The sequence below is a fragment of the Sphingobacterium sp. UGAL515B_05 genome (assembly GCF_033097525.1).
Classification (GTDB): Bacteria; Bacteroidota; Bacteroidia; order Sphingobacteriales; family Sphingobacteriaceae; genus Sphingobacterium.
Window position 1 is genome coordinate 6,338,357 of sequence record NZ_CP109907.1, and the last position, 25,040, is coordinate 6,363,396.

A 25,040-nucleotide genomic window follows, 5' to 3' on the forward strand; every position below is an offset into this window, starting at 1 on the left:
TTTATCAGATATAAAAATTTTATCGATATTTGACATCAAAACGGAAATCCATCGTCTTCCACCACTTCCCCTTCATAAACACCCTCGAAAATATGCACCCTCTTTGTTCCTTGGTTGGGTATATACTTAGCTTTTGACTGCTCGAAATTCAAGGCATGGCGTTCGCAAAATTCCTTCACAGCATTTGATAATGTTTTCTGAGATAGCTTGTATTTCTCCTTCAATTCCCCAGCCACATACTCATCATATTGCCTTTGGAAAGTGGCTACTTCCACATAGTCCATACGTAGCCACTGTGTGATATTGTCTTTGAAAAACTCCAATGTCTTCTCCCCAAATTGATTTGAGAACTTCTTATCCCATCCAATATTTGAAAGCTCCACCAATTCAACTTTACCTCCTTGCTGCAAATGGTACTGAATAGAAGAGATGACAAAATCGTCAAACCCTTTCCAATCTTCTTTTGTGAATCCTGAAGGGAACATTTTATTGTGAACGGCATCAACACCCCCATGGCGTGTGTAATAATCTGTAAACTCCACCGGACGAATACGACGGCGTAAACCACCGTCTGTATCTTCATAAGAGAAATTGGTGTTGATTAGGATTTTTGGCATATCTTCTGGGCGGATCTCTTCCTCATTTTTGTAAAGCTTCTTCAATAACCCATAGCCTGTTGTTTGCTCTTTAAGGAATGACCAATCAATCTTTTTTGGGATATCGGCCATAAAAAAAACACGTTGACCATTCCAAGCCTGTAAGAACTTCTCATTAAATTGAACCATCGCACCAGGAACAGTACAAACCATAGTCATCTCCCGAAGAATATTTCCGAAGATATTCTTACCTGAACCACCACCATTTTTGGGATCGGCCACCATTTCCTGAAGCACAATAATATATCCAGCTGATTCGGATTTAAAATCGTGGGACAGGTAACCAATAACGTTTCTAATGTAGTCTTTTACTTCGCCTTCTTCTTCTCCAGTTGCATTTTTAAGGTAAGTTTGGAACAATTGTGAAGGTTGTACATCATCACCAAGATAATTACGAGATAGCATTTTATCTGTCCATATAAGGCCATCAATGTCGGCATAATCTAATTTCGTGATAGCGTCCGACGTGATCCGTATAGCGACATTATTATAAAATTTATAACAACAATCAGCAGTGTCGTAAATACAGTCGCTATCATCAAATCGCTCAAGACGATTATCCATAATAAACTTACCTGATGACTGGATAAACTTTTCATAGGCATTACAAATATCCTTGTAAACATCCGCTTCCTCCTCCTGGATATAATCCTTCATATTATCAAAGAAGGTCATCACGTCAATCCGATCAACAAATTTCCCATTGATCTGAATTGCCGCTTGCTTGTACGATCGGAACCCAAGGTTCTTGGCAACATTAAGAAAATCCTCACGGCTTATCTGTATTTTATGGTTTTCATCATACTTCCAGAACACGCCATATGGATGCAGCTCCGCAAACTGCTCTTGCAATCGCTGAAACTCTTCCTTGGCTTCTTCTGAAAAATTTGGAGGGATGGTGGCCTGTCCATTGATTACAGCTTTCTTAACCAATGACTGCTCGACGTTACGCTTTACCTGACCGAATCCGCCTTGTACCAATTCACGAAAAGCCGCTTTCTTATCTCCATTGTGCGTGAACTCGGCAAATAGCGTAGCCGGGTTGTAGCCGCGTTTCTCGTCCAGATCGGTGGAACTGGTGAAAATGAAAAACACTCGCTTTTCACGGTTGAATGAAGCCGAAACACCATCCTCTTTACCCGGGCGTGTAAACCAAATAAACCTTGTGTTCTCACGAAGGAACTTCCAACCTTGCGATTCCATGAGTTGCACGGGGTCACACTGGCTATTGAAGTCCTCAAATGGATTTGTTGTATATATCGAATCCTGCGTCTGTGTAAGTTTAGGCGATGGGGCTACCTTAGTGATCTCACAATAACTCTGACATAAATTGATCAATGAGCAACGCTCTTCCCAAGTAATTACTGGAATAGGATTGTTTTGGTGAACGGTGTAACCCAATGACGGTGGGAAAAGGAAATAACCACCTTCACCACGTGTTTCCAGAAAGTTCACAGTCTTGGTAGGTTTCCGTTTACCCGAAGCATAATCCGCCTGTAATTCTTCATCAGTCTTCATACGGCCCGCAAGCTTTATGTTCCCCTGTGGTGCATGGTCTGCGATGCGGTATAAGATATGATAACCTCCTGAGGGTGTGCGGTGAATCCTAAGCCGAGCGTAAAGGTGTGGATAGAATTTTGCAATGTCACTGAGCAAAATTGCGTCAATACCCGGATAATATTTTGAGTCAATATCTATACATTCTAGGTTACCAGATACTACCCCACAGACAGCAGCAATTGCGGTAGTGTTCTTCTGCTCCATGACATACCACAACTCCCCTTCCTCGGCCACGCGCTGTTGAGCTTCGGCCCATGATCCATAAGGAGTTTTTGCTGGACGGCTTGCGTCAGCTTCCTCACGTACTGGAATTAGTGATATCCCATCCTTCACCAACTCTGAAATCATTGGCCATATTTTCCCTAATTCAACCCCCATCTTATCGTAATTGTATGTCTGTAAATTCTATTGTATTTGCTCCTATCATTCTGGATTGAATATCTACCCAAGTAGACTTGTACCCCATAGCCGCTCCAAAAGCGGAAAGAAATCCCTTTTGCACCTGCTCCTTAGCCTTGGCAACACGGGTTGCAAAAACCTGCTTCTTCTTCATCTTGGCATAAATAGCAAGTTCATTTGGAGATAGCTCGGAAATCTTTCGGCCAACTAGATTGCTGTAATGACTAGTTACCTCCACCAATTCCCCTTGCTCCAATTCCTTTTCGGTCAATGGCCTTTCGTGTCCACAGAATGGACAGATACGTTGCGTTGTTGAAATAATGGATTCGCACGAAGGGCAAAGGGCTACTGGTGCAACACCTTCGCCTTTTTTGGAACGCTTAGTAACCTCCCACATATTTTCCCAATCACGATCCTCGAAGTACAATCCGTGACGTTCCCAGTTTCCACCGTAATCCAGTACACGAAAGTGTGTTTTTATGGGTGTACCGTCGGGAGCCCAAACTGGCCTGCTCCCGCGACCTATCATTTGGAGGTAAAGAGGTAGTGAGGTTGTTGCGCGGTTGAGTATAACCAAATCAACAGCCGGCGCGTCGAACCCCTTTGTCAAACTCGCCACCGATACGCAAATATTTGCAAGCCCCAATTCAGTAAACTTGGCTAGCTCATACGAACCGTTTTCAAGTTGGGAATGGTATTCAATGGATGCAAATCCCTCGGCCCGCAAACGTTCATTCATATCGCGTGCATGCTTGATGGATGAGACGAAAATCATACACTTTTTAAAAGTAGCGGAACGGAGGTCTTCGAAAATACCGTCGTACACGGCTGCGGTTGAAAAGGCTGCGGTCTGCGATTGCTCTGTATACTCACCATTACGCATTTCAAGGATATCAGTATCTGCCTTTGTGCGGGCCAAGTGCTGGTATGAACAGAGGAACCCTTGTTGGATCAGTTCGTCTACCTGACAACACACAACACAGGTATTGTAAAGCTCGGATAGGTGTTTAGCAACTCTACCATCGGGCGTTGCAGTAAATCCAAGGATATACGGATTGCTCACCTCTATCAATCTACGGATGATATTTGAAGGTGTTCCGATATGGGCTTCATCGACAATGATAAGTGGAGGAAATTCCAATTGCGCCAGTTGTTCCAGGATCAAAGGCCGACGCGTAAGAGTTTGGGCCATTGCGATATAAAGTTGCCCAGGTTTTATTTGGACGTGCTTTTTACCATTTGCTATTTCAATACCCCCTGCTTCGCCAATAATCTGGTCAAAAATCTTGTTAGTCTCACTGATGATGACTACGGCACGGCCATTAGCAATAGACTTGTAGGCAACGTCAATAAACATTTTGGTCTTTCCGGATCCTGTAGGAGCGCAGGCAATAACCCGTCGGTAATCTCTGAGGGCCACAGCTAAGTTTTTTACAAATTCAGCTTGGTATGGTCGTAATGTTGGAAGCGTAACTTTCATGCCACTACCTCACTTTCTGGTAGCGCGCAAAAAATCAATACATGATCTGTCATGCGGATAAATTTTTGTTAGAGATTTTTTTAATGAAGCGGTGAAAGGGTTTGCCCTCCACAGTCACCGCTTTTAGTAATGTTGGTGCTAGAACGCCACTCTTTTTAGAATGGTAGATCGTCGTCGTCATCCACGGTTTGGACTGGAGCCGATCCTCCGCCACCTTGCGACCAATCTTTCAGATTACCAAGGATTGGCTGGTTGGCATTAAGCCAATCACTATTTCCTTTATTTGCATTGTAAACTTCTGAAGGAAGTGATTTAGCAACGAAACCATTTTGCCCATACTGATCTTGTTCTTCTCTAATTACAACACGAACATCCATATAAACGGCACCATCTTTCAACGTGAGGTGGTTTCCTTCGATAGGGAGCAATACGCATTTGACCATTTCGCCTGCTTTATTTTTCTTGTCTACGATAACTGCCTGAGTTAATTTTGTTAGGGCTATTGAGCCAGTAAGTGTTTTGTTTGACATCTTATTATTGTTTTAAATATTGAAAGTTTACTATTAATAGAACACTAGGAAGCCTTTAACTGTTCATTTCGATCCGCTTCCAGACTATCCATGATATCCGAAATGGTTTCAGGTGCTAGCCTGGAAAAGAAGTCCATCGCTCGATATAATTCCGCAGGCGCTTCGAACTGGACGGTATCATTGTCCCGTGGGCTGAAGTGTTTTCGGAACTCTTTGAGCAGAAAAGCTGAGCTTTCACGTGCCTTCCGTAGATGATTATTCATTACCGGATTCCAAAACTTAATCGGTTCGAAGAAACATTTGTCAACGTTTTCGGCGCACTGCAAGAAAAGGTAGTACGCATTTATCTGATAATACATTTCCTCGGCTTGGTCTTGCGTTAGGTGGACTTGGTTCATGGTTTGGGGTCTCCTTTCGTGATGCCGTAGCCGTATTTTTTATCAATTTGACGTAGAAAGAACCTATCATACCAGTTAGCTTTTCTTAAGTTCTTGGCTTCTCCAAAATATTGAGCTCTTCTTATTGCAATAGTCGTCTCATTCATTCGGGAGAAGTAGTCAGTGAAACGAAGTCGGTACCACCCTTTGATAATTAATTTTTTATCAAGCCAACAGATTAACGCTTCAGTGAAACAATAGAGACAAACAATTGAATAATATGGAAGCCCAATAAGCAGACAAATAATATATTGCAATAAACCTTCCCTGTTCCCGATCGCTAATCCTGTCATGAATGCGTTAGCTATAAAATAGATATAGATTAAGTGTATCATCCTCCAATCTCCTTCCCAAAAAGTAGTTCCACCACCTCACCTTTATTCAATCTAATTGCGTTCAAAAATCTAAGACCATTACAATAGTAAGTCGCAGGTATAACAAATAAACTTGGAGAATAACCAGTCATTACGCCAATAACATAATCTCTTGAGTCGGAATCCCAAAACTTACACACATCTCCAACTCTTGCATTTTTGTCTTCAACACGATTATCGATTTTTATTTTTGAACCATCAGCAAACTCAATTTCCTCACTAATGCCAACTGCATCTTCCAAAGCGGCTAGCCGTCTTAATATTTCTTTTTTCCCCATTACGCAGCCCTCTTTTTACTAACACGTGCCACAGCCTTGTATTTAGCTTCGTACACAACATCAGCATGTTCAACCATTTCACCAGTAGCTTTGGCCTGCTTTTCAGCAAACATTCGCATACTATCCAATTTTACCTTTGCAAGATCTTCCGCAGTTGTGCCGCTGTTGGTCAGGTAATACTCTATCACAGCGCGCCAACCATCTACACTACCCACTACAACCGAATACGATTCAATAGTCTTTGGCGCTTCCTCCTGTCTGTTTGCCTGCGCAACCATGACAGTAACATTCGCCTGTTGTTTTGCTTTGGCGGCTTCATCTGCAGCGCGCTTCTCTGCTGCCAATCGAGCTTCCTCCGCTTCTTGCTCTTGCTTTAGGCGGAGTTCTTCAGCAGTTTTATTATCAGCTATTCCCTGTTCTAATTCGGCAACGCGGGCAGGGAACATTTCAAGGATGTATTCCGCATACTTAGTGACTTCGCTAGTGAAATGCGTTGAGCAAGTGGCAAATCGCTCAGCTGTACGCACCTCTCCGATCAAATCCTCCGAGCCAACCAACGAAATAGTTTCCCACGCTTCTGTTGAAAGCTTAGCGTTGACGAAAGATTGGATAGCTGCCTTGGCTTCCTCAGCGTTTGCTAAATCAAAGTTACTGTATACTTGCAGGATAGTACGTTTTGTTTCGCCAAGTAATGCCGCATATCCGTTTCTCAATTGCGTTTCCAGATTGGCAATGTCATCAATCCTCTTTTGCTTACGTTGGAGTTCCTCACGTTCTTTACGTGCAGCTTCAGCTGCTTCTTCCGCGTGGATCTTTGCCGACTTATCACGCAATTTTTGGATAGGATCGTACAAATCTTTTCCCAATTCATTTTCAATCGCTGTGAATGCTTTAATGAAAGCGTGTGCTTTTTCGGTGTATACTGCACGAGTTTCATTCATGAACTTGACGGCCTTCTTAGCGGACACTTGCCAGTTCATCAATTCATCATCCATTTCTTTGGTCAACTTATCTCCAACTTTATTTGCTTTTGCAATTAGCGCGGCTTGCTTAGTTGAATATTTCGCAAGCATATTAGATGACGTTGTATAAACAGCACCTGCACTTTGCAGGTCTGTTTGTGACAGGTGTATTGCTAGACCTGTGGTTTGATTTTCTTGTGTTGCCATAATTAAAACGGTAATGGATCAGAAACTGGTTCGTTAATAACAGTAGACTTCTTTGGAAGGGGTTCGATATTCTGAGCAGCCTTATAAGCTTTTTCAACGTAATTCTTAGTTTTATCACCGCCCCTCTGTATAGGCTCCATTGTCTCCTCCGCAACCCCAAACTTTCTTCCAACAAACTCACCAATACCCTCCCGACGGATAACCGAGGACAGCCCCTGCTCACGATCTGCAATTGAAAAAGTTCCGCCGATTGTTGTGTATACCTTCGATTCGGCCTTACTTGCATAGCGAATATCTGCAAGGGTCATAACTGCTTCAACCTCAGCAGTGGTAATCTCCCCTGTCCAATCTTTGAGGTTGTAAGTTGGAGTTTCGCCACGCCACTCCTTTGGCGACCAATTATATGCAGCATCCAATGGAAGATCCGGGAAGTTTTCTTCCCACAATTGGCGCTCGGCTTCCAGTTGCAAACCATTGCTGCGGTAAAAACCGTGACGACCTGACTTGAAATTAATGATCGCTCGGATCTCTTTGGCGACTTTGCATTCCCTCGGCTCACCTTTACGCGAGCCAGTCTTATATGGGTTTTCATAATCCAAGCCATCAACTTGGATAGTCATATTACAAACCAAGTCGATCAATGTGCCGTAACCTCTTTGGCTAAGTAGGACGTATTCAATACCCAACGGCACCACTTGGTAATCCAAATAGAATTGAATGAAAGAACATAAGTCGCTCCGCAATTTCTCCACCCACTCTTTTGTTTCCGGTTGGTAAAAGGTGTTTTCCGCTAGATAATTTTCTACCACCATTTCAATTTCCTCAAAGTCGTAGTGTTGGTTAATTAGGAATTTTCCGATCTCCAAATGCAAAAGAGTTCCGTATTGCTGCGCTATTTCCAACAAGCGCCCGGCTTCTTTAGTACCATGCTTACAATACCATTCCAATAATGGTTGCTCCATCGGACTGCACTGGTTGATAGCCGTGGTGAGTGATGTATAAAGCCTCAATGGCGATTCGCAAGGTTTGCAGTCTTGGTTAAGACGGATATATGATCGGCCAGCGCCAAAATTAACTCTACCAACTTTGTAAGCAGGTAGGCGTAATGCGGTTTCGTTGAACCAATCTGGTAATATAATTTCTACGTTCATAATATGGTTAAAAGTTAAGCTGATGGATATTTCCAATTACTTTTTTATTGTTAAGGTACCCTTGAGTCATTGGTTGATAAAAAACACGTCCTTTATCCGAATACTTAAGTGTAGGCAAGTTATCCCAAATTACTACTGTATGCACTCGCCCTTTTGGATTGACCAACTCGTCCCCAACATAAACTTCTTGGTCACCAATCCTAGCAACCAATTGCCCAACTGTTTCAGGCAGCACCTTATAAGCATGACGTAAATCCATGATTTCACAATCGCCAGCACATCCTCTCCAATCAATCAAAAATCCTTTATGCCAAGTTTTTCTGTCTTCACATAGACCCCGATATTTTCCTGCTTCCATTACTTCACCTCCTCCACTTCTTGAAACTCTTCCGACGACGCTGCACTCCCACCGCCCAACTGCAATAAACTACCGCTGGTAATCATGTTTGTAGTCAACCTGCTAAGATCCGCACCTGATTCCACGTACCCGCGAACCGCTTCGATAGTCTCCTCAGTAAAGTTTGGTACCAATTGAACTATTGGGTAGTTCTTTGCCATTCCAGGAGTGTACGACTGCACCTTTTTTACCATTAAGCTAAATGGAAAACCAACGATTGAACCTGATCTTGCAAGAACCATATCGAATGCCTGAACAATACTAGGTATAGTTGTCTCTTTGGCTTTCGTACTAAATGTCCAATACCCCAAAATGCCCTTCATCTCAAGCAACACAAACCGAAGGGTAAGAGTACGTGCGAATAACTTGCGAATAGCTTTTACGCTAGGATCATCTGCTGACAATCCCTCAACATAAGCACCTTTACCATCTTTGCCTCCTTGCGGATTCCAAACAGTGAATACTTCACCATTTCCCCATCCAAGGCGTTTACCTTTGTCCCATGCTTCGAATTGTTCATTGCAAACCTCTTCGATATTATTGGAAACAAATGCCACCTTTAGTTCAGTTGGCTTGTCTCCAAACAGACTTACGAATCTGTTTGCAAAATCTCCACTGGCGCGGAAATAATCTAATGATGTAGGTAAACCGCGTTCGGTTTTCATTCCTACTTTAATTCTACCGATTTCGGGTAGCGTTCTGCCCTGCTGAACCGTTCCCGTTGAAATACGTCCTTTCATTTTCTTTGTTAGAGTTCTTTAAGGGCTCCTGCCCATTTTCTACTAGCGCTTTAGTTTGCCCTCTGCTGCGCCTGCTGTTTCCCAATCTTGTCTAATTACTGCAACTGTCTGCCGTAAATCACGAACCTCTACAAGTAACCCTTGCACCAGCTCTTGTATTAATTCAGTGTCCATTCTTTGTTGACGCTATATATTGTACTAAATTCTGTGACGCGGCTACAGATGCGAGTTGTTTACGGCATAACCTTACTTTACAGTTTGGCGTGTCTTGTTTCTCAGTTATTATACCTTCTGCAATCCAATTGTCCACTACTCCCCTTCCATACTTCCGATAAGCTTCCGCTTTTGAAAGATAAGGACGTAATTGCCCCACCTCAGTCAAGGCAACTATACCGCCCAACTCCGCGGCCCCCTGTAGCATTTGGGCCAATCTAAAATCTAATGTTAATCCTTCTTTCAACATTACTTAACCCTCCAACATCTAAAGTTTTCCAAGTCTAACGGATCTCTTTTTGTCTTGAACCGTTTTTCACTTACTGGTTTACCATCATCTCCTTCTTTATGGAATAAATCCCATGCGATATAGCGAACCTCTTTCTCTTCTCCGTTGGGGACAGGAAATGAATGCCCTACATTCATTGTTTTCATTGCCGCCCGATATTTGGTAATGTTCTCAGGGATTGCAACTTTATCTGTTATCTCCACCATTTTAAAAAGTTTAATTTGTTTACATTGTTTGTTATTTCACTTTTTGGCACACACGTTGATGTTTTTTGCTAAATTTGTTTCTATGATTACTTGACAAAACAAAAATACTAAACAAATTAAACAAAACAAACAATTTACAATCATTACAAACAAAATAAACATTATATCATTGATCCTCAGTGTTATAATTTTATAACATACACACACGATGAATAAATTATTTTCTAAAGGCAACTACCTTAAACGTTTGATGAAGCGTAAAGGAGTTAGCCAGGTTACCTTGACAGACCGTGAAAGTCCTGACTACTTAGGTTATGGGCGTAATACTCTGTCGGCTTTGCTCAACCAAGACGACTATACTGATGGTATAGAGTCTGAGAGAGTCAAAGTGTTATTAAGCAAACTAGATCCTTCCAAAGAGGATATGGAATATATTTTTCCAACCAAAACAAAATCCAACGCAAAATCTATTGGAGAATATGAATTTGACGAAGATGGCGATGAGCAAGTACAACCGCTTGGGGACGGTTTATATGCGTTGACAGCCGAATTCGTACCAGTTAAAGCAAGAGCAGGATACCTATTGGGGTATGCGGATCCTGAATATCTTGAAACATTACCTAAATACACAGCCACAGTTACACACATGCCTAAAGGAAAGTATCGATATTTTGAAGCAGAAGGGGACAGTATGAACGACGGGACAATCGAGCATGCTATTTTAGATGGAACAGTTTTACAATGCCGAAAAATACTACCACACCATTGGGCCGGAAAGCTTCACGCACATAACTGGTCTAGCTTCGTATTTGTTCACCGCACTGAAGGTATTATTGTTAAACAGGTTGCTGATCAAGATTTAGAAACCGGCGATGTTGTGTTGCGGTCGATAAATCCAGATAAATCAAAATATCCTGACTTTACAGTCAACCTTGACGATATCCAAGAGATATATAACGTAGTAAAACGTATTTTATAACAATGTCAGGCGGCTCGTTTAGGGAGATAGAACCGAAGAATGACTCACCAGTAGTTTGGAATGTAGTAAACTATATTCGTGAATGGTTGGTACCAGCGCCTAAATATGGTGTATCTCCAAAATACAAACCTGTGCCACGGCATTCAGATCGAATCGAGGTTAATTGTCTTCACGAAGACGAAAGCCAAGCGCAATTAAATATATGGTGTTACCCACCTGATTGGTTACCTGCTGTAATGCTTATTCTTGACAATGCATTACTTCCGGACGGTAGCTATATTGAATATACTCCTAAATACAGCGAGTTAAAAGTGGGCCACTTTAAAATAACAGTACATAAACATACACACAATGGAAAAAAGTAATTTCGAGGAAGAAGGTAAATTGGTTAGAGCCTTCCGAGAGGAATTAGGAAAGACCGCGGTTGAATTTGCCAAGATGCTTGACACATCAGTAAATACACTCTCTAATATTGAGAACGGGAAACGCCGTCTTTCTGGACATATTATAAAAGGTCTTTCAAAAGCAGGTATGTCATTAAATGATTTGACCTATTTAAATAGAAATAGCGAAGAAGGTCAATCTTTCGCTTACCGTCTGGCGGAAGTTGAAAACAGATTGGTAACCATGGAATCTACATTGAAAAAGATATTGGCCCTATTAGATGAAAAGAGGTAGCTCACGCCACCTCTTTTTCTTCAAGTTCACTAAATACTCTTTCTATTACTGTCTTCTGAACATGGTGAACAATCTCCCAATTTGGCTCCGCATAAATATCAGTAACATCCAATCCAAATTTATGGTTTAGTGCAAAGGAAACATCATCCTTACTTATACCACATAACTTCCTTGCAATCGTAGCGAAACTATGTCGCCCGTAATACATCGACACGTTGAAACCAAGTTTTGCCCGTATCCGTTTCCAACCATCACGAAAAATAGAATGTAAGCTTTCTATATTCCTGTAGTCTCTTTGAATGGTACCAGCATGCTTTTCAATTAAAGCCTGTGCACATTCCGGAATCAATACATTGGTAACACCTCCGTCAATAATTCTCCTATTTTTAATTTTTGTACGGGCATATTCAAAACCGCCTGAGATATTAGGGTCAGTCAAATATGCAAACATATCAACCGGGTTCATACCGCAAAGGTAGAATGAAAGGAGAAACAGATCCCTAGTTACCGTTTCCATTTTGCCAACGGGTTTATAGTTTAGCAAATCCAGAATCATGCTAATCTCTAAAATTCTCCGCTTTGTTTTAACCGGCTTTATACTATCGAAGTTTTCAAAAGGATTTGGAACAGGCGTATGCCCGATTGATTGATTATTGTATCTTTTTCGTAGATCCTTCACCAAATTGCTTATAATACCAAAATATATGATTTGCGTATTGGCATTTATTCCGCGTCGTTCCTGAGGTTTGGTATATCCACCATTATTATTATTTCTTACAATAACCTTAGGCGATTCCAAGTAACGCTTGAACTCATACAAAAAACCAGTAGTAAGATGAGTTATATCAAATGATTGTTGCCCGGTGAAATCACGTAGATGGTTGATCACTGATAATATATTTTTAGCTTGCCCCTCCCGTCCTTTGCTGCGGTATTCATCTATCCTTTCATCAAACTTTGCGAATAAATCGATAACATCATCTTTTGCATCTAAGTTCTTAAGGAAACTCTTAACATCTTCACAGGTCATAAATTTCACTTTGCTACCCAAAGCCGTAAGAGCATCGCGATACTCCGTTAGTTTAGTAGAAAAATGTTTATCAACAAATGCTTTCTTAAGCTTACCTTTTGAATCCAGATAGGCCTTATCTACAAATGAAGATGTATCTATATATTTAGTCTGGGATTTGTGACTAACAGTGATCTTGACATTCCAGGTTCCATCATCCTTTTTCTGATGAGGGACAATTTTTGCATTAACAGTTGCCATGCTAGTTGTAAATTATTTGTAAATCTTTTTTAACACAAACTGTCAAGTAATCGTGTAATTATGCACTAGCAAAAAGCGCCAAGAAGTTCAAATAATTTAAGTTTCACGCTTATAAGCCGATAGGCCGATGTTGGTAAAAACTGTTATCAAATTTAATATTTAATTCTGATATTAGCAGTGTCAAAAACAGAATATAATGGGAGGTCATTTTACAAAAATCACCTTATTTGCAGACCTTCCGGCAAAATTAAATGAATCAAATGCTTTTTTCCGAACATAATTTGGCTTTGCGCCCCGCTCAATATGGTAGCATTGAAATTGTCTGTGGCTCGATGTTCTCAGGCAAGACAGAAGAATTGATTCGCAGGCTAAAACGAGCACAATATGCACGTCTGAATGTCGAAATCTTTAAACCATCTGTTGACAAACGATACGATGAAAAGCTGGTCGTTTCTCACGATAGTAATAGCATCCCGTCGACACCTGTTGATCATTCTTCAGCGATCCTACTCTTAAGTTCATCTACCCAAGTTGTCGGAATCGATGAGGCACAATTTTTTGATGACGGTTTGACAGAGGTGTGTGTCAAATTGGCAAATAGTGGTATCCGGGTAATTGTTGCCGGACTGGATATGGATTTTCAAGGGCAACCATTTGGCCCAATCCCCAATCTAATGGCAGTAGCCGAACACGTTACGAAAGTACATGCGGTTTGCATGCAATGTGGCGCTCCAGCGAATTATTCCTACCGCCTGACCAAGGATACGGAAACCGTACTTTTAGGTGAAAAAGACGCTTATGAACCACGTTGTAGACCCTGTTATTTCCACTTGAACAAGTAGCCTGATCAAAAAGGTCAACTAAAAATCTGCCAAAAGTACTATAAAAACTATTTGGCATAGGATTTGAAATATATTTTATAAATAAGAAGATTAGCGCTTTGAATAGCGACAAAATACTTTTCATAATTTAGGTTTATAATTGGTTAGTTAGCACCTCCTTGCCCATCAAGGAGGTGTTTTTTTTAAAACAAAAAAAAGAACGCTGCTCTCTTTGACTGAGAACAGCGTTCTTTTTTTGATGAACTCCTATATACAAGTTTTAAGGCTGAACACCGTAGTTTATTACCTTACGGCCGATATTCCCGGTCTGATCCATTCCCTCGACGATTACCTTGTAATTTCCATTTCCGTCGGCATTATAAAACTGAATAGCCGCCTCCCCGGTCTCTGTGATCGAAACTTTCGGATTCCAGTAAATGGTCGTTCTCAAATCGTTTGCAGCCTTTCTTTCCGGCGTATCATATTTTGGAACATAGAATTTGCGTTCTTTAATATAGCCCAAAGGATACATATCGATTACATTTGATTTTGGCAACATGCTCTCAATTTCACTCAACGACATCCGTGGTTTCTTCGCTTCCACTTTCTTCGTATAGATTGACACGACACCATTATTTTGATACATTCTGGAGACTGTTCCCAATTCGTCACGTAAGAAGATTTCGATACCTTCGATATCCGCGACATTGATGCTATTTAATCCGGGCTCATCAATAGCCATACCGTTCAGAAAGAACTGGACAGGTGTACGCCCACCTGCATTATAATCACGAGAAACATAATACTTCAATGTCTGTGGATCATAGGTAATGCCCGTCAATACCGTTTGAAGACACATGGTCAACACGTTACAACCGGTCAAACGATCGGGTTCAATACGGTGTTCCGGCATGGACAGTCCCGAAATAGAAGGGAAATCTTTATTGGTGATTACTTTCTTCACTACCGCCGTCACTTCTACCTCATCCAAGAGAATCGATTTTCGATACTCTTTTCGGCTATTCGCCAAATAAGGAGCAAAAGCCTGGTCTATATTAGGTACAAAATAACTCTTATAACCATTATTCTTATCGATCTCGGGGTAAAAGGTCTGGTCCATATTGATAACCAAGCTTCGGTAATTGTCATTCGATCGGGCATTAACCGTTACTTTGGACGAATCCGGGAACACAAGATCCTTAAAGGCGAAACGTCCATTTTGATCTGTATACACATCCTTCTTAATGTTACGGGAAGGTATCGTCAAAAGTAATCCACCGTTTGGATAAGGACGCCCGGTGTTCATCCGCAGGATACCTGACAATTCGATTCCCTGTTCAGGAAGAAAACTGATCTGCGGCAACTTCTCCGCTATGAGCGTCGGGTAGTCAAATCGGCGAAATCCCTGCGTCATTAATAAAGCATCCAAGGCTTTATCCCGATTGGGATTTTTTTCATCAAAATATGAATTTGGGTTCTCTACATTTCCTTTGAGGTCCGAAGTCAACAAAAAGTTGCTCACAATCGATAGATCTGCCTGATCATTATAGGGAACTTTGGATTCGTCTATTACAGCTACTGAATAGCTTCCCGGGAACTTCTGCCCATTGTTGTCTACAGCAAGTTTAAGATTGACCAAGTCTTTAGCCTTATAACTTTGCTTATCGCTGGTAACCTGAATATTTAAAAGCTTTTCGCTTTGAACAAATGCCAAGCGCTCACTGATAGGCTTTCCGTCAGGACTCAATAAGGTTACCTGGACAATACCATTTGGTAAACGCTCTTTCGGAATATTGACCAATGCGGATGAAGATTTCAAATTCACCTGCGCGCCAAAACAGAGATGTCCATTCGACTGAACCAAAACATAATAGGATTGCCCTTGGTTTTTTGAAAAATTCTCTTCACTGGTTACCACGGCAAACTCAGCATTCGTAGCATCCTGTTTTACAAAAACAACATTTGCCTTGTCATTGACAACAGCCGGCAATTTGTATTTGCGTTCCTGTCCATTCTCAAACTTCACAACAGCTTGATAATTTTCTCCCGCGAGCGGCAGAAGAGAAAAATAGCCCATTCCAGTTCCGAAGTCCGCAAACTCCGCTACAGACTTGCCCTTTGAATCTAAAATACTTCCTTTTACCTTTAGCCCTTTCCCATCGGATCCGAGGGCTTTAAATGCCACTTTTTTTGCCAATCCGGCGATAATATCGCCTCCTTCAGGAAAGAATTGTACGTCTGCATCCCACAAGGCATTTTTGAGCAAGAAAGAACTAGACAAAGGTTTTTCATTTTTATTCTCCTGAATGCTAATCTTCAGTTGCCCTTTCTCCAAATTTGCTTTTTCCTTTGCAGACAAATTTATCGTTACTTTCCCTAGACCATCCGTCTCACCTTTACCCTTGTCGAACGTTTCCCATCCCGAGACAAACTCCCAATTGATTTTTGAATTGATCATCGGTTTTCCCGTACGATCGCGGAACTGTATGACAGCTTGGGTTTTATTACCACCAATGTTATTTTGAAATTCAATGTTTGTAATCAATTTCTTATTGATAACATCACCGATTGGCACCACTTTATTAAAGAAGTAGGCATTATCAAAGTTGGCCATCCATTTTGTGTAAGCTCTAAATCGATAATTGTCCTGAGACATAAATTGAGGATCAAGCACAATCTGCCCATTTCCTACCCCTTTATCCAATGGAATTTTAAGTGTCTGAATCAGGGAATCACGACTGTTCAGTACTTCCACATAAGCTATTTTACTCGGCTCATATTCGGCCAAATTGCGGGATAAATAGGTCGAAAACCAGAGGGTATCCCCCACCGCGTAATATGGCTTATCGAAATGTAAATGTACCTTTTCAACTGGGTAGACCTGAAAATATTTCTGAACTCGTTCTACGATCGTATTAATAGGCAACGTAGGTGTAGTCTGGGCATAAGTCGTCCCCATTCCTAACAGTCCTATCGATAAAGTCAATAGTTTTATGTGCTTCATTGAAAGTCTTAGAATAAAAAATGAATAGCTAAATATATTCAATTTTGAGCAAAGACCAACCCCATTGGGGTATTTTTAACATTTATTATACCTATTCGTAGGGGCAATACCGACTCTTTAAAGATTATTTAAAGCAAGGGAGCCAAAAGCCTACAGATGGAATCAACTCCTCTTTTCCAGCGGCTTCGTTGCATCCATTTTCGGATTGTAATCAGATCTGAGACTTCAATATCAGCCAAAAATTGCGCATTAAGACGGTCGCAAAGCGCTTTATCCGAGACAATTCCCGAGATTTCAAAATTGATGTAAAAACTTCTGATATCTAAGTTTGTCGTACCGATATAGGCAAGCTTCCCATCAATACAGATGGTTTTGGCATGTAGAAATCCCTTTGTATAAAGGTATACGTTGACTCCTCTTTCCAACAGTGGTTTTATAAACGAGAATGAGGCGTGCTGTACAAAAAACGAATCAGACTGGGCCGGTAACATCAGGTCCACACGAACACCTGAAGATACCGCGAGCATTAAAGCGGTCGTCAATTGATCGCTGGGAATAAAATAAGGTGTACACAACTGTACATATTCTTTTGCTTCGTTGATACCGGCAATAATTGCTTCCATATTGAAAGGCGCTGGCGATCCGGGATCACTGGCTGTAAATCCTACTCCACTCGCATCTTCATCGGTAAGGGGAAATCGGTTTAAATAACCTCGGCCCAATTCAAACGATTCCGCATCTGTCTGGTTCCAGCTGTTCCAAAACTGGATTTGCAACGTATTTACGGCCGCGCCGACAACCATCATAGCTGTATCCCGCCAATAAACCTCATTTTTTCCATTATTGATATATCGATCTGAAATATTGATTCCGCCGACAAAACCTATTTTCCCATCGATCACCGCTATCTTGCGGTGATTTCGGTAGTTGCTATTCGCCAAGGAACTAAAGGTTACTGGGAGAAAAGCTTGAAACACAAAATCGGGTTTATGCCTCCGTAAATATTTAATTACATCAGGAGCACCAAAACTATCCAATATCAGACGTACGGTGACCCCAGCTCTTGCTTTTTCTTCCAGAATATGTAAGATCTCCTGCCCTATTTCATCCATTTCCCAGATATAATATTCCATGTGAATGGAATGCTGCGCAGCTTTAAGACGATCAATAAGTACCGGAAACTTTTCTTCCCCATTGATAAACAGGGTTACATCGTTGTTGAGGGAGAAGGTAGAGATCTTCTGATTTTTAAGGTAGCGGTATACCATGGCCAAACTACCGATCCGCTCATTTAACGTATCAATATGTTCCTCCATAATTTCGGATTCCTTACGCCAGGCATCCAGTAGCTTTTTGGACTGCTCGCGGTACACGCGTTTCATCCTTTTGACCTTCTTAAACTTCTGACCAAAGAAATAGTAACTGAGCAAACCGACGACAGGTAAGAAAACAATGACCATAATCCAGGCAATGGTCTTGGAAGGATTACGGTTTTCGATCAAAATCGTTCCGATTACACCAATATAAAGAATGAGTAGGGGAATCCAATAATAGGTTAATGCAATCTGTAAAATATGATGAAGTACCTCCATATTGTGAGCTAAGGGTTTTACCAAATATAATACTTAGCATCGACATATTGTTTGTCGTTAAACACAGTTTATTGCACCATCGACATGAATGAATGGACTTAAATAGGGAATATCCAAATTGGCACCCCGGAGTATAAACCAAATTCCCAATAAGAAATAGAGAAAGGGAACCCATTTCGAAAATCCAATTTTGAAAGATCTGGAGAAATTTCCTAGAAAAGAAAATGCAAACAATAGCGGAATAGTTCCTAAGCCAAAGTACAACATAAAAAAGAAACTTTGCTGTGGGCTATCTGCATTTATGGACGACATGAGTGCCATGTAGACCATGCCACAGGGCAATAAGCCATTCAGTACGCCGGCAATAAAACTCCCCCCCGGTTTATAGAGCCATTTCGACAATAAGCGTACAATTGGCTGCACAGCCTTCGTCTGCCAGCTAGCGATTTTCCGATTATGCTTACCAATAAGCTGGAATAAAGCAATTCCGATCAGAATAATACCTGTGGCCCAGCTCAAACTTCGCTGCCAACCTTGAATCTGGGCAAATGTTCCGATCGTACCGAGTAAAAGTCCTAAACATCCATAAGTCAGTACTCTACCGGATTGATACAGTACTTTATTTAAAAAAACGTTCCAACCAAAACCCTGTCTTCCCTCAATAGCAAAAATTAATGGGCCACACATTACCGCACAATGTATGCTTCCAAACAATCCCATGAAAAATGCAAAATAGGTATAGCTCATTTCGTTAAACTAGAATAAAATATGCTCTTCAAATAAAAAATCTTTACCTACACTCTTCCAGTCAATATACAAATTCCACATTCCTTTATCGAACGTGGAAATGGGCAGTGTATATAAATTACTGGTTGTCTGAAATGGTAATTCTTTATCCAATCGATTATCCGAAGGTTTTCGAAACAGCAGTTTCCCTTTATTTTCTTTGGAAACAAAATGAATATACAAGGTATCTTGCCTGATTTCTATTGTTGGTGATTCCTTCATAATCAATACATTTTGCTTTTTTTCGTAAGCTTGATCATAATTCAGTCCCTGCTCGTAATAGTCATCTTCTTCCAGACTATCCGAATCGTGACTCACCATGTATATTCCTGCTCCGACTATACACAACATAAATACCGCCAAGGTTAAAAAAATCTTTGTACCCCAATTCATTGTTTTCATTTTAATTCATACCCAGAGGTGCTATAAAAGTGGTTTTTAAACTTTCCACTTTCTTATCTCCCGAATAGATAGCTAATTTTACATTACTTTTATAGGTCTCAACATCCTTATTCGCGATAATTAGAAAAAAACTCAGTGTCGCATGTCCATCTTTACTCAATTTTTGAATAGGATTGACCAGTTGAATCTTTAAACGCGGATCATCACAGACCAATTTAAAAGGCATTTCTTTACCAGACTTATTAATCAATTCCAAAGAATACAGGTTGCTTATTGTCTTATCATCGCGAAGTTGGTAGGTGCTACCTTTTGCCCGAAGCAATCTTCCATCCACCGGAGAACGATTGAACAACAGAAAACTAAAGACCGACATTAATGCAACCAACACGATAGAATAGGCAATTGCCCTCGTATTGCTTTTTTTCTTCAGTGTTCCTTCAATCTCACCCATTGGATAAAAGCCAATTAACTTTTTAGGCTTTCCAATTTTGTCCATGACAGCATCACAGGCATCTATACAGGCCGTACAGCTTACACATTCCAATTGCAGACCATTTCGAATATCAATTCCTGTGGGGCATACATGTACACAGAGTTTGCAGTCTACACAATCTCCCTGCGTCGTAGTTGCATCCTTTTGCTGTTTTCCTCTTGGCTCTCCACGTCTATGATCATATGCAACAGTGATACTTTGGTCATCGAGGAGTACGCCCTGCAATCTGCCATAAGGGCAAATTGCAATACATACAATCTCCCTGACGTACGCAAATACGCCATAGAAAACCAATGTAAAGATGATTATTGAGATCAATCCACCGATATGTTGGTCCAATGGATCAGTGACGATCTTCATCAGTGCATCAACACCGATGATATAAGACAAAAAGATATTTGAAATGAAAAATGATATGATCAGGAATATACCATGTTTCAAAAACTTTTTCAATTGTTTTTGATCCGTATTGGGTCCAGCATCCAATTTCTTTTGTTGTTGCCAATCACCTTCGATCCAATATTCAATTCGTCTAAATATTAATTCCAAAAAAATGGTCTGGGGGCAAGTCCATCCGCACCATACCCGTCCAAAGACAACAGTAAACAAAACAACACATACCATCACGATTAACATGCCGAATACGAATATGTAGAGATCCTGTGGATAGAACAGATTTCCTAAGATGGAAAACTTCCGCTCAATAATGTTGAACATGAGAAACGGTTCACCATTTATTTTGATAAAAGGAACTACAAACAAGAACAGCAGTAGTGAATACCCAACCCACTGTCTCTTTTTGTAAAGCTCTCCCTGCGGTTTTTTGGCATAAATCCATTGTCTTTTTTTTGACTTAGATCCACCGTTATTGGCATTATTCACGACTACTGTACTCATTGCTATTTCAATTTATTACTCTGCTTTTTTTTCTGTTTCAGCCTGTTCTGCTTTGCTCTCATCCGCCGCCTTCTCTCCGCTTGCAGCCTGGCCACCGCCATAGGTTATCTCTTCACCTTGCGGAGCTTTTGGATTAGCAGGGTGTGTATCCCTTAAGGTAATAATATAACTGGCAACCTGTGCGATTTGTGCAGGACTTAAAGTTTGTTCCCATGGCACCATTCCTTTATCAGGAACACCATACTTAATGGTTTTGAAGATATCTTTAATCTCGCCACCATGAAGCCAAAACTTATCGGTCAAGTTAGGTCCGATGCCTCCCTCGCCACTAACCCCGTGACAAGCGACACAGTTTGCGGTAAAGATCGCTTTTCCATCAGCTGCCATTTCCGGCTGAAACTCCACGCTACTTTCGTCTACATTACTCGCAGAAGCAGTAAGATAAGCCTGACGCTCTTTCTCGGCAACGACCATCTCATGTTCATACTCCTGGTCCTGGTTCATTCCGATACCCGACACCTGATAAACAAATAAGTAAACAAGGCCGAAAAAAATCGTTCCATAAAAAAGGAAATTAAACCAGATCGGAATCGGATTATCCAATTCGCGGATACCATCATACTCATGGTCTATGACAATATCCTTTTCTTCTGAAATCGGTCTGATCCCCATGATCTTGTTCCACGACCTTTTCATCCAGCCCTTATTCGCCGCCTTTTTGAGTTTTTCCTCCTTGGCCAATTCAGGCATGGTAATCTTAATGATGGATTTCATCGCGCGATTGACCATCAATGCCGAAGCGAGAAGAGCCAGCATCACAACGATCAATACAACAATTAAGATATCTGTGTATAAATTATCTGTACCGAATCCTATCGTAGATTGAACAACTTCTGCGGTAGCTGGTGCAGTATCCAATAATAAACTCATATATTATAGACTTTCAGGTGAATGATTCAGTTCCTTTTCTGTTTCATCTTCTTCTAAAGGCAATTCCTTCATATAAGTAACATAGTCTTTTTTCATTCGAAACAACATTATTGCTACTGAAATGAAGAACACCAAGAAGATCCAAAGTGATGCAATTAGATAAAGCTCACTGCCGTTTAGATTTGTTATTTGCTTAAACATGGCTTTATTGATTTGCGTTAACATTATCAGCTACTTTTGGAGCTGCTTTTATATCTGTTCCTAATCGCTGTAAGTATGCAATTACAGCTACAATCTCACGGTCAGCTAACACATTCACTTGATTTTGTTTTAGATCATCAGCAATTTTTTGTGCCTGTTTGGTGAGATCCTGCTCAGCATGTTCAATTTCCGCATCGGTATAGGGAATTCCCAATTTCCGTAATGCTTTCATTTTATCTTGCAGAATAGAATTATCCAGCTTCTGATCGATCAACCAAGGATATGTTGGCATAATACTTCCTGGCGAGGTAATCGTCGGATCCAACAGGTGATCAAAGTGCCATTTATTGGGGTATTTTCCACCAATGCGATGCAGATCCGGTCCCGTCCGCTTCGAACCCCATAAAAAGGGTGTATCGTAAACAAACTCTCCCGCCTTGCTATACTCTCCGTAACGGGCGGTTTCGGATCTAAATGGACGAATAGTTTGTGTGTGACAGTTTACACAACCTTCTCTCACGTAGAGATCCCTTCCCTGCAGTTCCAATGCTGTATAAGGTTTTACACTCGCAATCGTTGGAACGTTTTTAGAAATTGTAAAAGTCGGCACCATCTCCACCATACCCCCGATGAGGATGGCAATAAGAGCGAGTACCATAAATAAAATTGGCTTACGTTCAAGGCGGCGGTGTTGAGACTGTTCGTTTACTTGAACCGGCAATAATGCAGGAGCTTCTGCAGGCTCATTGGCCAAAAGCTTCCCTTTTTGCATAGTTTTGATCAAGTTGAACGTCATCAGGAACACGCCCGATAGATAAAGTGCGCCACCTAGTGCACGCATCATGTGCATTGGCAAAATTTCCAATGTTGTCGCAAGGAAGTTTGGATATTTCAAGACTCCTTCCGGTGTAAATTCTTTCCACATCAAGCCTTGTACTACAGCTGCCCAATACATCGGGATCGCATAGAACAAAATACCTAAGGTACCTATCCAAAAGTGCGTTGATGCCAACTTTTTAGAATATAACTCCGTTTTATAAATACGTGGTATCAACCAGTACAGAATACCGAATGTCATAAAGCCGTTCCATCCCAATGCACCTACGTGTACGTGTGCTACGATCCAGTCGGTAAAGTGAGCAATTGCATTCACCTGCTTTAAAGATAGCATAGGGCCTTCGAAAGTCGCCATACCATAACAAGTAAGGGCCACGACCATGAATTTTAACATAGGCTCTGTCCGTACCTTATCCCAAGCACCCCGTAAGGTCAACAAGCCATTGATCATACCGCCCCAACTCGGAGCAATCAACATAATGGAGAATACAACCCCTAAAGACTGTACCCAACCCGGTAGCGCCGTATAGAGCAAATGGTGAGGACCTGCCCAGATATAAATAAAGATTAAAGACCAAAAGTGAAGAATACTTAACTTGTAAGAGTAAACTGGACGGTTGGCCATCTTAGGAAGGAAATAATACATCATTCCCAAATAAGGAGTTGTCAAGAAAAAAGCAACTGCATTGTGACCATACCACCATTGTACCAGCGCATCCTGTACGCCTTTATAGACATAATAGCTTTTCCAGCCAGCTACAGGTAATTGGATGGAGTTAACAATATGCAATACGGCTACTGTAACAAATGTGGCAATATAGAACCAAACAGCGACATACATGTGACGTTCGCGTCGTTTGATAATAGTACCGAACATATTGACTCCGAATACGACCCAAATGAGGGTAATTGCGATATCAATAGGCCATTCCATTTCGGCATATTCATGGCTTGAAGTAAGACCGAGTGGTAGTGTAATGGCCGAGGCAACAATAATTAATTGCCAACCCCAAAAATGGAGCTTGCTCAAAGCATCACTGAACATTCTTGCTTTAAGCACCCGCTGTAAGGAGTAATAAACTCCCATAAAAATACCATTCCCTACGAAAGCAAAAATCACCGCATTGGTGTGCACAGGACGTACACGGCCAAATGTTGTAAATTGCAATCCAAAGTTCATCTGGGGCCAAACAAGCTGCGTCGCCACAAGCAATCCTATGGTCATACCAACTATCCCCCAAATAATGGTAGCGATTCCGAAATTCCTGACAATCTTGTTGTCGTAATTAAATTGCTCTAACTGCATTACTTAAATTGTTGATTCTGATTCAAAAATAAGCAGCAATTTATGACAATCTAATGATGGACAATGCGTACAAAAGTGATGTGCGTCACTTTTTTATTACCCGATTACAAGGTTTAGTTCGCAATTTCGACCATTGGTTGTAAATGACTTAGGGAAAATAGAGATCTTGAAAGATACTTTTTACAATTAGATCAGACATCAAAAGTGACCGTAGTCACATTTCTTACGGTTTAATACCTTGTTTTAATGGCAATATGGGTTAGAATCACTGTTACATATACACGAATTTATCCCGAAAACATCGGGACTATTGGCACGAAGTGAATTGTAGCTATAGTGCATCAAACCTCATCAGAATAGCAAACCTTAATCTGCAGACTCATTGCACTATTCGCCTATAGCAAGTGAGCTAAAGACGCTTTGAAAAGAATCGGTAGTGGGATTAGCTTGAACTGGCTTCTGTGTACTGTTATAGCATAATTTAGTTAACCACTGTAGAAAAGCCCCTTATTAAAAGAATATGAGCTCAGCCTGAGTTTTGCAATGCCCCTTGGCTACGACAGTACAGCATAGCACAGCAGCACAGTGATGGCTGCATGACCGCATGACTACCTGCTATGACTGTGTACCATTACCTGCATGCTTCCCAACAGTCGGATAGCATATACAGTATTATAAATAGCTACTGCAAGACCAATTGATATGCAGCTATAGGATACAGGTAAATAGTAATAGGATTTGATACGATCAGTGAAGGTTGTATGAGTGCTGTCCACTGGATTACAATTCCCCTTGGCTACGAGGATGCTCCATATCACCGGAGCACAGTGAAAGCTGCAGGATAGCGGCGGTTTCGGAACAGCTACCGATGGACCGGGCTCACCGACGGTCCTGTGCTGCGATAACCGATAGGCGGAGGATAGGCAATAGCCTGTACATGGAAATATGGAAATACGGAAGTACTT

Annotated in this window: 24 protein-coding genes; 3 read left to right on the forward strand and 21 right to left on the reverse strand. The window is 41.1% G+C overall.

The features are described from left to right. Positions 1 to 35: 35 nt before the first annotated feature. The 12 genes from OK025_RS26605 to OK025_RS26660 all read right to left on the reverse strand — a co-directional run bounded on the left by OK025_RS26605 (position 36) and on the right by OK025_RS26660 (position 9,879). On the reverse strand, positions 36 to 2,594 hold the full coding sequence (locus OK025_RS26605) for a bifunctional DNA primase/polymerase (protein WP_317667763.1): 2,559 nt from the start codon (positions 2,592 to 2,594) through the stop codon (positions 36 to 38). Between the two features lies 1 nt (position 2,595). After that, positions 2,596 to 4,095 (reverse strand): DEAD/DEAH box helicase, encoded by a 1,500-nt coding sequence (locus OK025_RS26610; RefSeq protein ID WP_317667764.1) that lies wholly within the window; start codon positions 4,093 to 4,095, stop codon positions 2,596 to 2,598. 155 nt (positions 4,096 to 4,250) lie between these two features. After that, positions 4,251 to 4,625, reverse strand: coding sequence for a hypothetical protein (locus OK025_RS26615; protein ID WP_317667765.1), 375 nt, complete (start codon positions 4,623 to 4,625; stop codon positions 4,251 to 4,253). A gap of 44 nt (positions 4,626 to 4,669) precedes the next feature. After that, positions 4,670 to 5,023, reverse strand: coding sequence for a hypothetical protein (locus OK025_RS26620; protein WP_317667766.1), 354 nt, complete (start codon positions 5,021 to 5,023; stop codon positions 4,670 to 4,672). Then, positions 5,020 to 5,355, reverse strand: coding sequence for a hypothetical protein (locus OK025_RS26625; RefSeq protein WP_317667767.1), 336 nt, complete (start codon positions 5,353 to 5,355; stop codon positions 5,020 to 5,022). The genes OK025_RS26620 and OK025_RS26625 overlap by 4 nt, the downstream gene beginning before the upstream one ends. A 38-nt stretch (positions 5,356 to 5,393) precedes the next feature. Continuing rightward, entirely contained in the window at positions 5,394 to 5,714 is a 321-nt protein-coding gene (locus OK025_RS26630; protein ID WP_317667768.1) for a hypothetical protein, read from the reverse strand. After that, positions 5,714 to 6,883, reverse strand: coding sequence for a hypothetical protein (locus OK025_RS26635; protein ID WP_317667769.1), 1,170 nt, complete (start codon positions 6,881 to 6,883; stop codon positions 5,714 to 5,716). Before OK025_RS26635 ends, OK025_RS26630 begins: the two co-directional genes overlap by 1 nt. A gap of 2 nt (positions 6,884 to 6,885) precedes the next feature. Beyond that, positions 6,886 to 8,034: a hypothetical protein gene (locus OK025_RS26640; RefSeq protein WP_317667770.1), complete on the reverse strand. Its 1,149-nt coding sequence runs from the start codon at positions 8,032 to 8,034 to the stop codon at positions 6,886 to 6,888. A gap of 7 nt (positions 8,035 to 8,041) precedes the next feature. Then, positions 8,042 to 8,392, reverse strand: coding sequence for a hypothetical protein (locus tag OK025_RS26645; protein ID WP_317667771.1), 351 nt, complete (start codon positions 8,390 to 8,392; stop codon positions 8,042 to 8,044). Further along, the gene (locus OK025_RS26650) at positions 8,392 to 9,171 is read right to left on the reverse strand and encodes a hypothetical protein (protein WP_317667772.1); all 780 of its coding nucleotides are present in this window, start codon (positions 9,169 to 9,171) and stop codon (positions 8,392 to 8,394) included. The genes OK025_RS26645 and OK025_RS26650 overlap by 1 nt, the downstream gene beginning before the upstream one ends. A gap of 163 nt (positions 9,172 to 9,334) precedes the next feature. Next, entirely contained in the window at positions 9,335 to 9,634 is a 300-nt protein-coding gene (locus OK025_RS26655; protein WP_317667773.1) for a hypothetical protein, read from the reverse strand. Continuing rightward, positions 9,634 to 9,879, reverse strand: a complete 246-nt coding sequence (locus OK025_RS26660) for a hypothetical protein (protein ID WP_317667774.1) — start codon at positions 9,877 to 9,879, stop codon at positions 9,634 to 9,636. Before OK025_RS26660 ends, OK025_RS26655 begins: the two co-directional genes overlap by 1 nt. A 208-nt stretch (positions 9,880 to 10,087) precedes the next feature. Here OK025_RS26660 and OK025_RS26665 point away from each other — a divergent pair, with 208 nt between their 5' ends. After that, positions 10,088 to 10,858 (forward strand): hypothetical protein, encoded by a 771-nt coding sequence (locus OK025_RS26665; RefSeq protein ID WP_317667775.1) that lies wholly within the window; start codon positions 10,088 to 10,090, stop codon positions 10,856 to 10,858. 2 nt (positions 10,859 to 10,860) lie between these two features. After that, positions 10,861 to 11,223: a hypothetical protein gene (locus OK025_RS26670; RefSeq protein ID WP_317667776.1), complete on the forward strand. Its 363-nt coding sequence runs from the start codon at positions 10,861 to 10,863 to the stop codon at positions 11,221 to 11,223. A gap of 314 nt (positions 11,224 to 11,537) precedes the next feature. On the opposite strand, the gene OK025_RS26680 is transcribed toward OK025_RS26670, so the two are convergent. Then, the gene (locus tag OK025_RS26680) at positions 11,538 to 12,806 is read right to left on the reverse strand and encodes a phage integrase SAM-like domain-containing protein (protein WP_317667778.1); all 1,269 of its coding nucleotides are present in this window, start codon (positions 12,804 to 12,806) and stop codon (positions 11,538 to 11,540) included. Positions 12,807 to 13,066: 260 nt separating this feature from the next. Here OK025_RS26680 and OK025_RS26685 point away from each other — a divergent pair, with 260 nt between their 5' ends. Then, positions 13,067 to 13,648: a thymidine kinase gene (locus tag OK025_RS26685; protein WP_075991734.1), complete on the forward strand. Its 582-nt coding sequence runs from the start codon at positions 13,067 to 13,069 to the stop codon at positions 13,646 to 13,648. Between the two features lie 259 nt (positions 13,649 to 13,907). On the opposite strand, the gene OK025_RS26690 is transcribed toward OK025_RS26685, so the two are convergent. The 8 genes from OK025_RS26690 to ccoN all read right to left on the reverse strand — a co-directional run bounded on the left by OK025_RS26690 (position 13,908) and on the right by ccoN (position 24,075). Beyond that, positions 13,908 to 16,631 carry a carboxypeptidase regulatory-like domain-containing protein gene (locus OK025_RS26690; RefSeq protein WP_317667779.1) on the reverse strand — a complete coding sequence of 908 codons (2,724 nt, stop codon included), beginning with the start codon at positions 16,629 to 16,631 and terminating at the stop codon, positions 13,908 to 13,910. A gap of 128 nt (positions 16,632 to 16,759) precedes the next feature. Next, positions 16,760 to 18,223 (reverse strand): cardiolipin synthase, encoded by a 1,464-nt coding sequence (gene cls, locus OK025_RS26695; protein WP_317667780.1) that lies wholly within the window; start codon positions 18,221 to 18,223, stop codon positions 16,760 to 16,762. 57 nt (positions 18,224 to 18,280) lie between these two features. Then, a complete protein-coding gene (locus OK025_RS26700) occupies positions 18,281 to 18,970 on the reverse strand; it encodes a sulfite exporter TauE/SafE family protein (protein ID WP_317667781.1) in 690 nt (229 codons plus the stop codon). Between the two features lie 9 nt (positions 18,971 to 18,979). Next, a complete protein-coding gene (locus OK025_RS26705; RefSeq protein WP_317667782.1) occupies positions 18,980 to 19,402 on the reverse strand; it encodes a FixH family protein in 423 nt (140 codons plus the stop codon). A gap of 10 nt (positions 19,403 to 19,412) precedes the next feature. Next, positions 19,413 to 20,801, reverse strand: a complete 1,389-nt coding sequence (gene ccoG / locus OK025_RS26710; RefSeq protein ID WP_317667783.1) for a cytochrome c oxidase accessory protein CcoG — start codon at positions 20,799 to 20,801, stop codon at positions 19,413 to 19,415. A gap of 15 nt (positions 20,802 to 20,816) precedes the next feature. Beyond that, positions 20,817 to 21,731 (reverse strand): cbb3-type cytochrome c oxidase N-terminal domain-containing protein, encoded by a 915-nt coding sequence (locus tag OK025_RS26715; RefSeq protein ID WP_317667784.1) that lies wholly within the window; start codon positions 21,729 to 21,731, stop codon positions 20,817 to 20,819. Positions 21,732 to 21,734: 3 nt separating this feature from the next. Then, positions 21,735 to 21,956 (reverse strand): hypothetical protein, encoded by a 222-nt coding sequence (locus tag OK025_RS26720; protein WP_312461322.1) that lies wholly within the window; start codon positions 21,954 to 21,956, stop codon positions 21,735 to 21,737. Then, entirely contained in the window at positions 21,937 to 24,075 is a 2,139-nt protein-coding gene (gene ccoN, locus OK025_RS26725) for a cytochrome-c oxidase, cbb3-type subunit I (protein WP_317667785.1), read from the reverse strand. The genes OK025_RS26720 and ccoN overlap by 20 nt, the downstream gene beginning before the upstream one ends. Positions 24,076 to 25,040 lie beyond the last annotated feature (965 nt).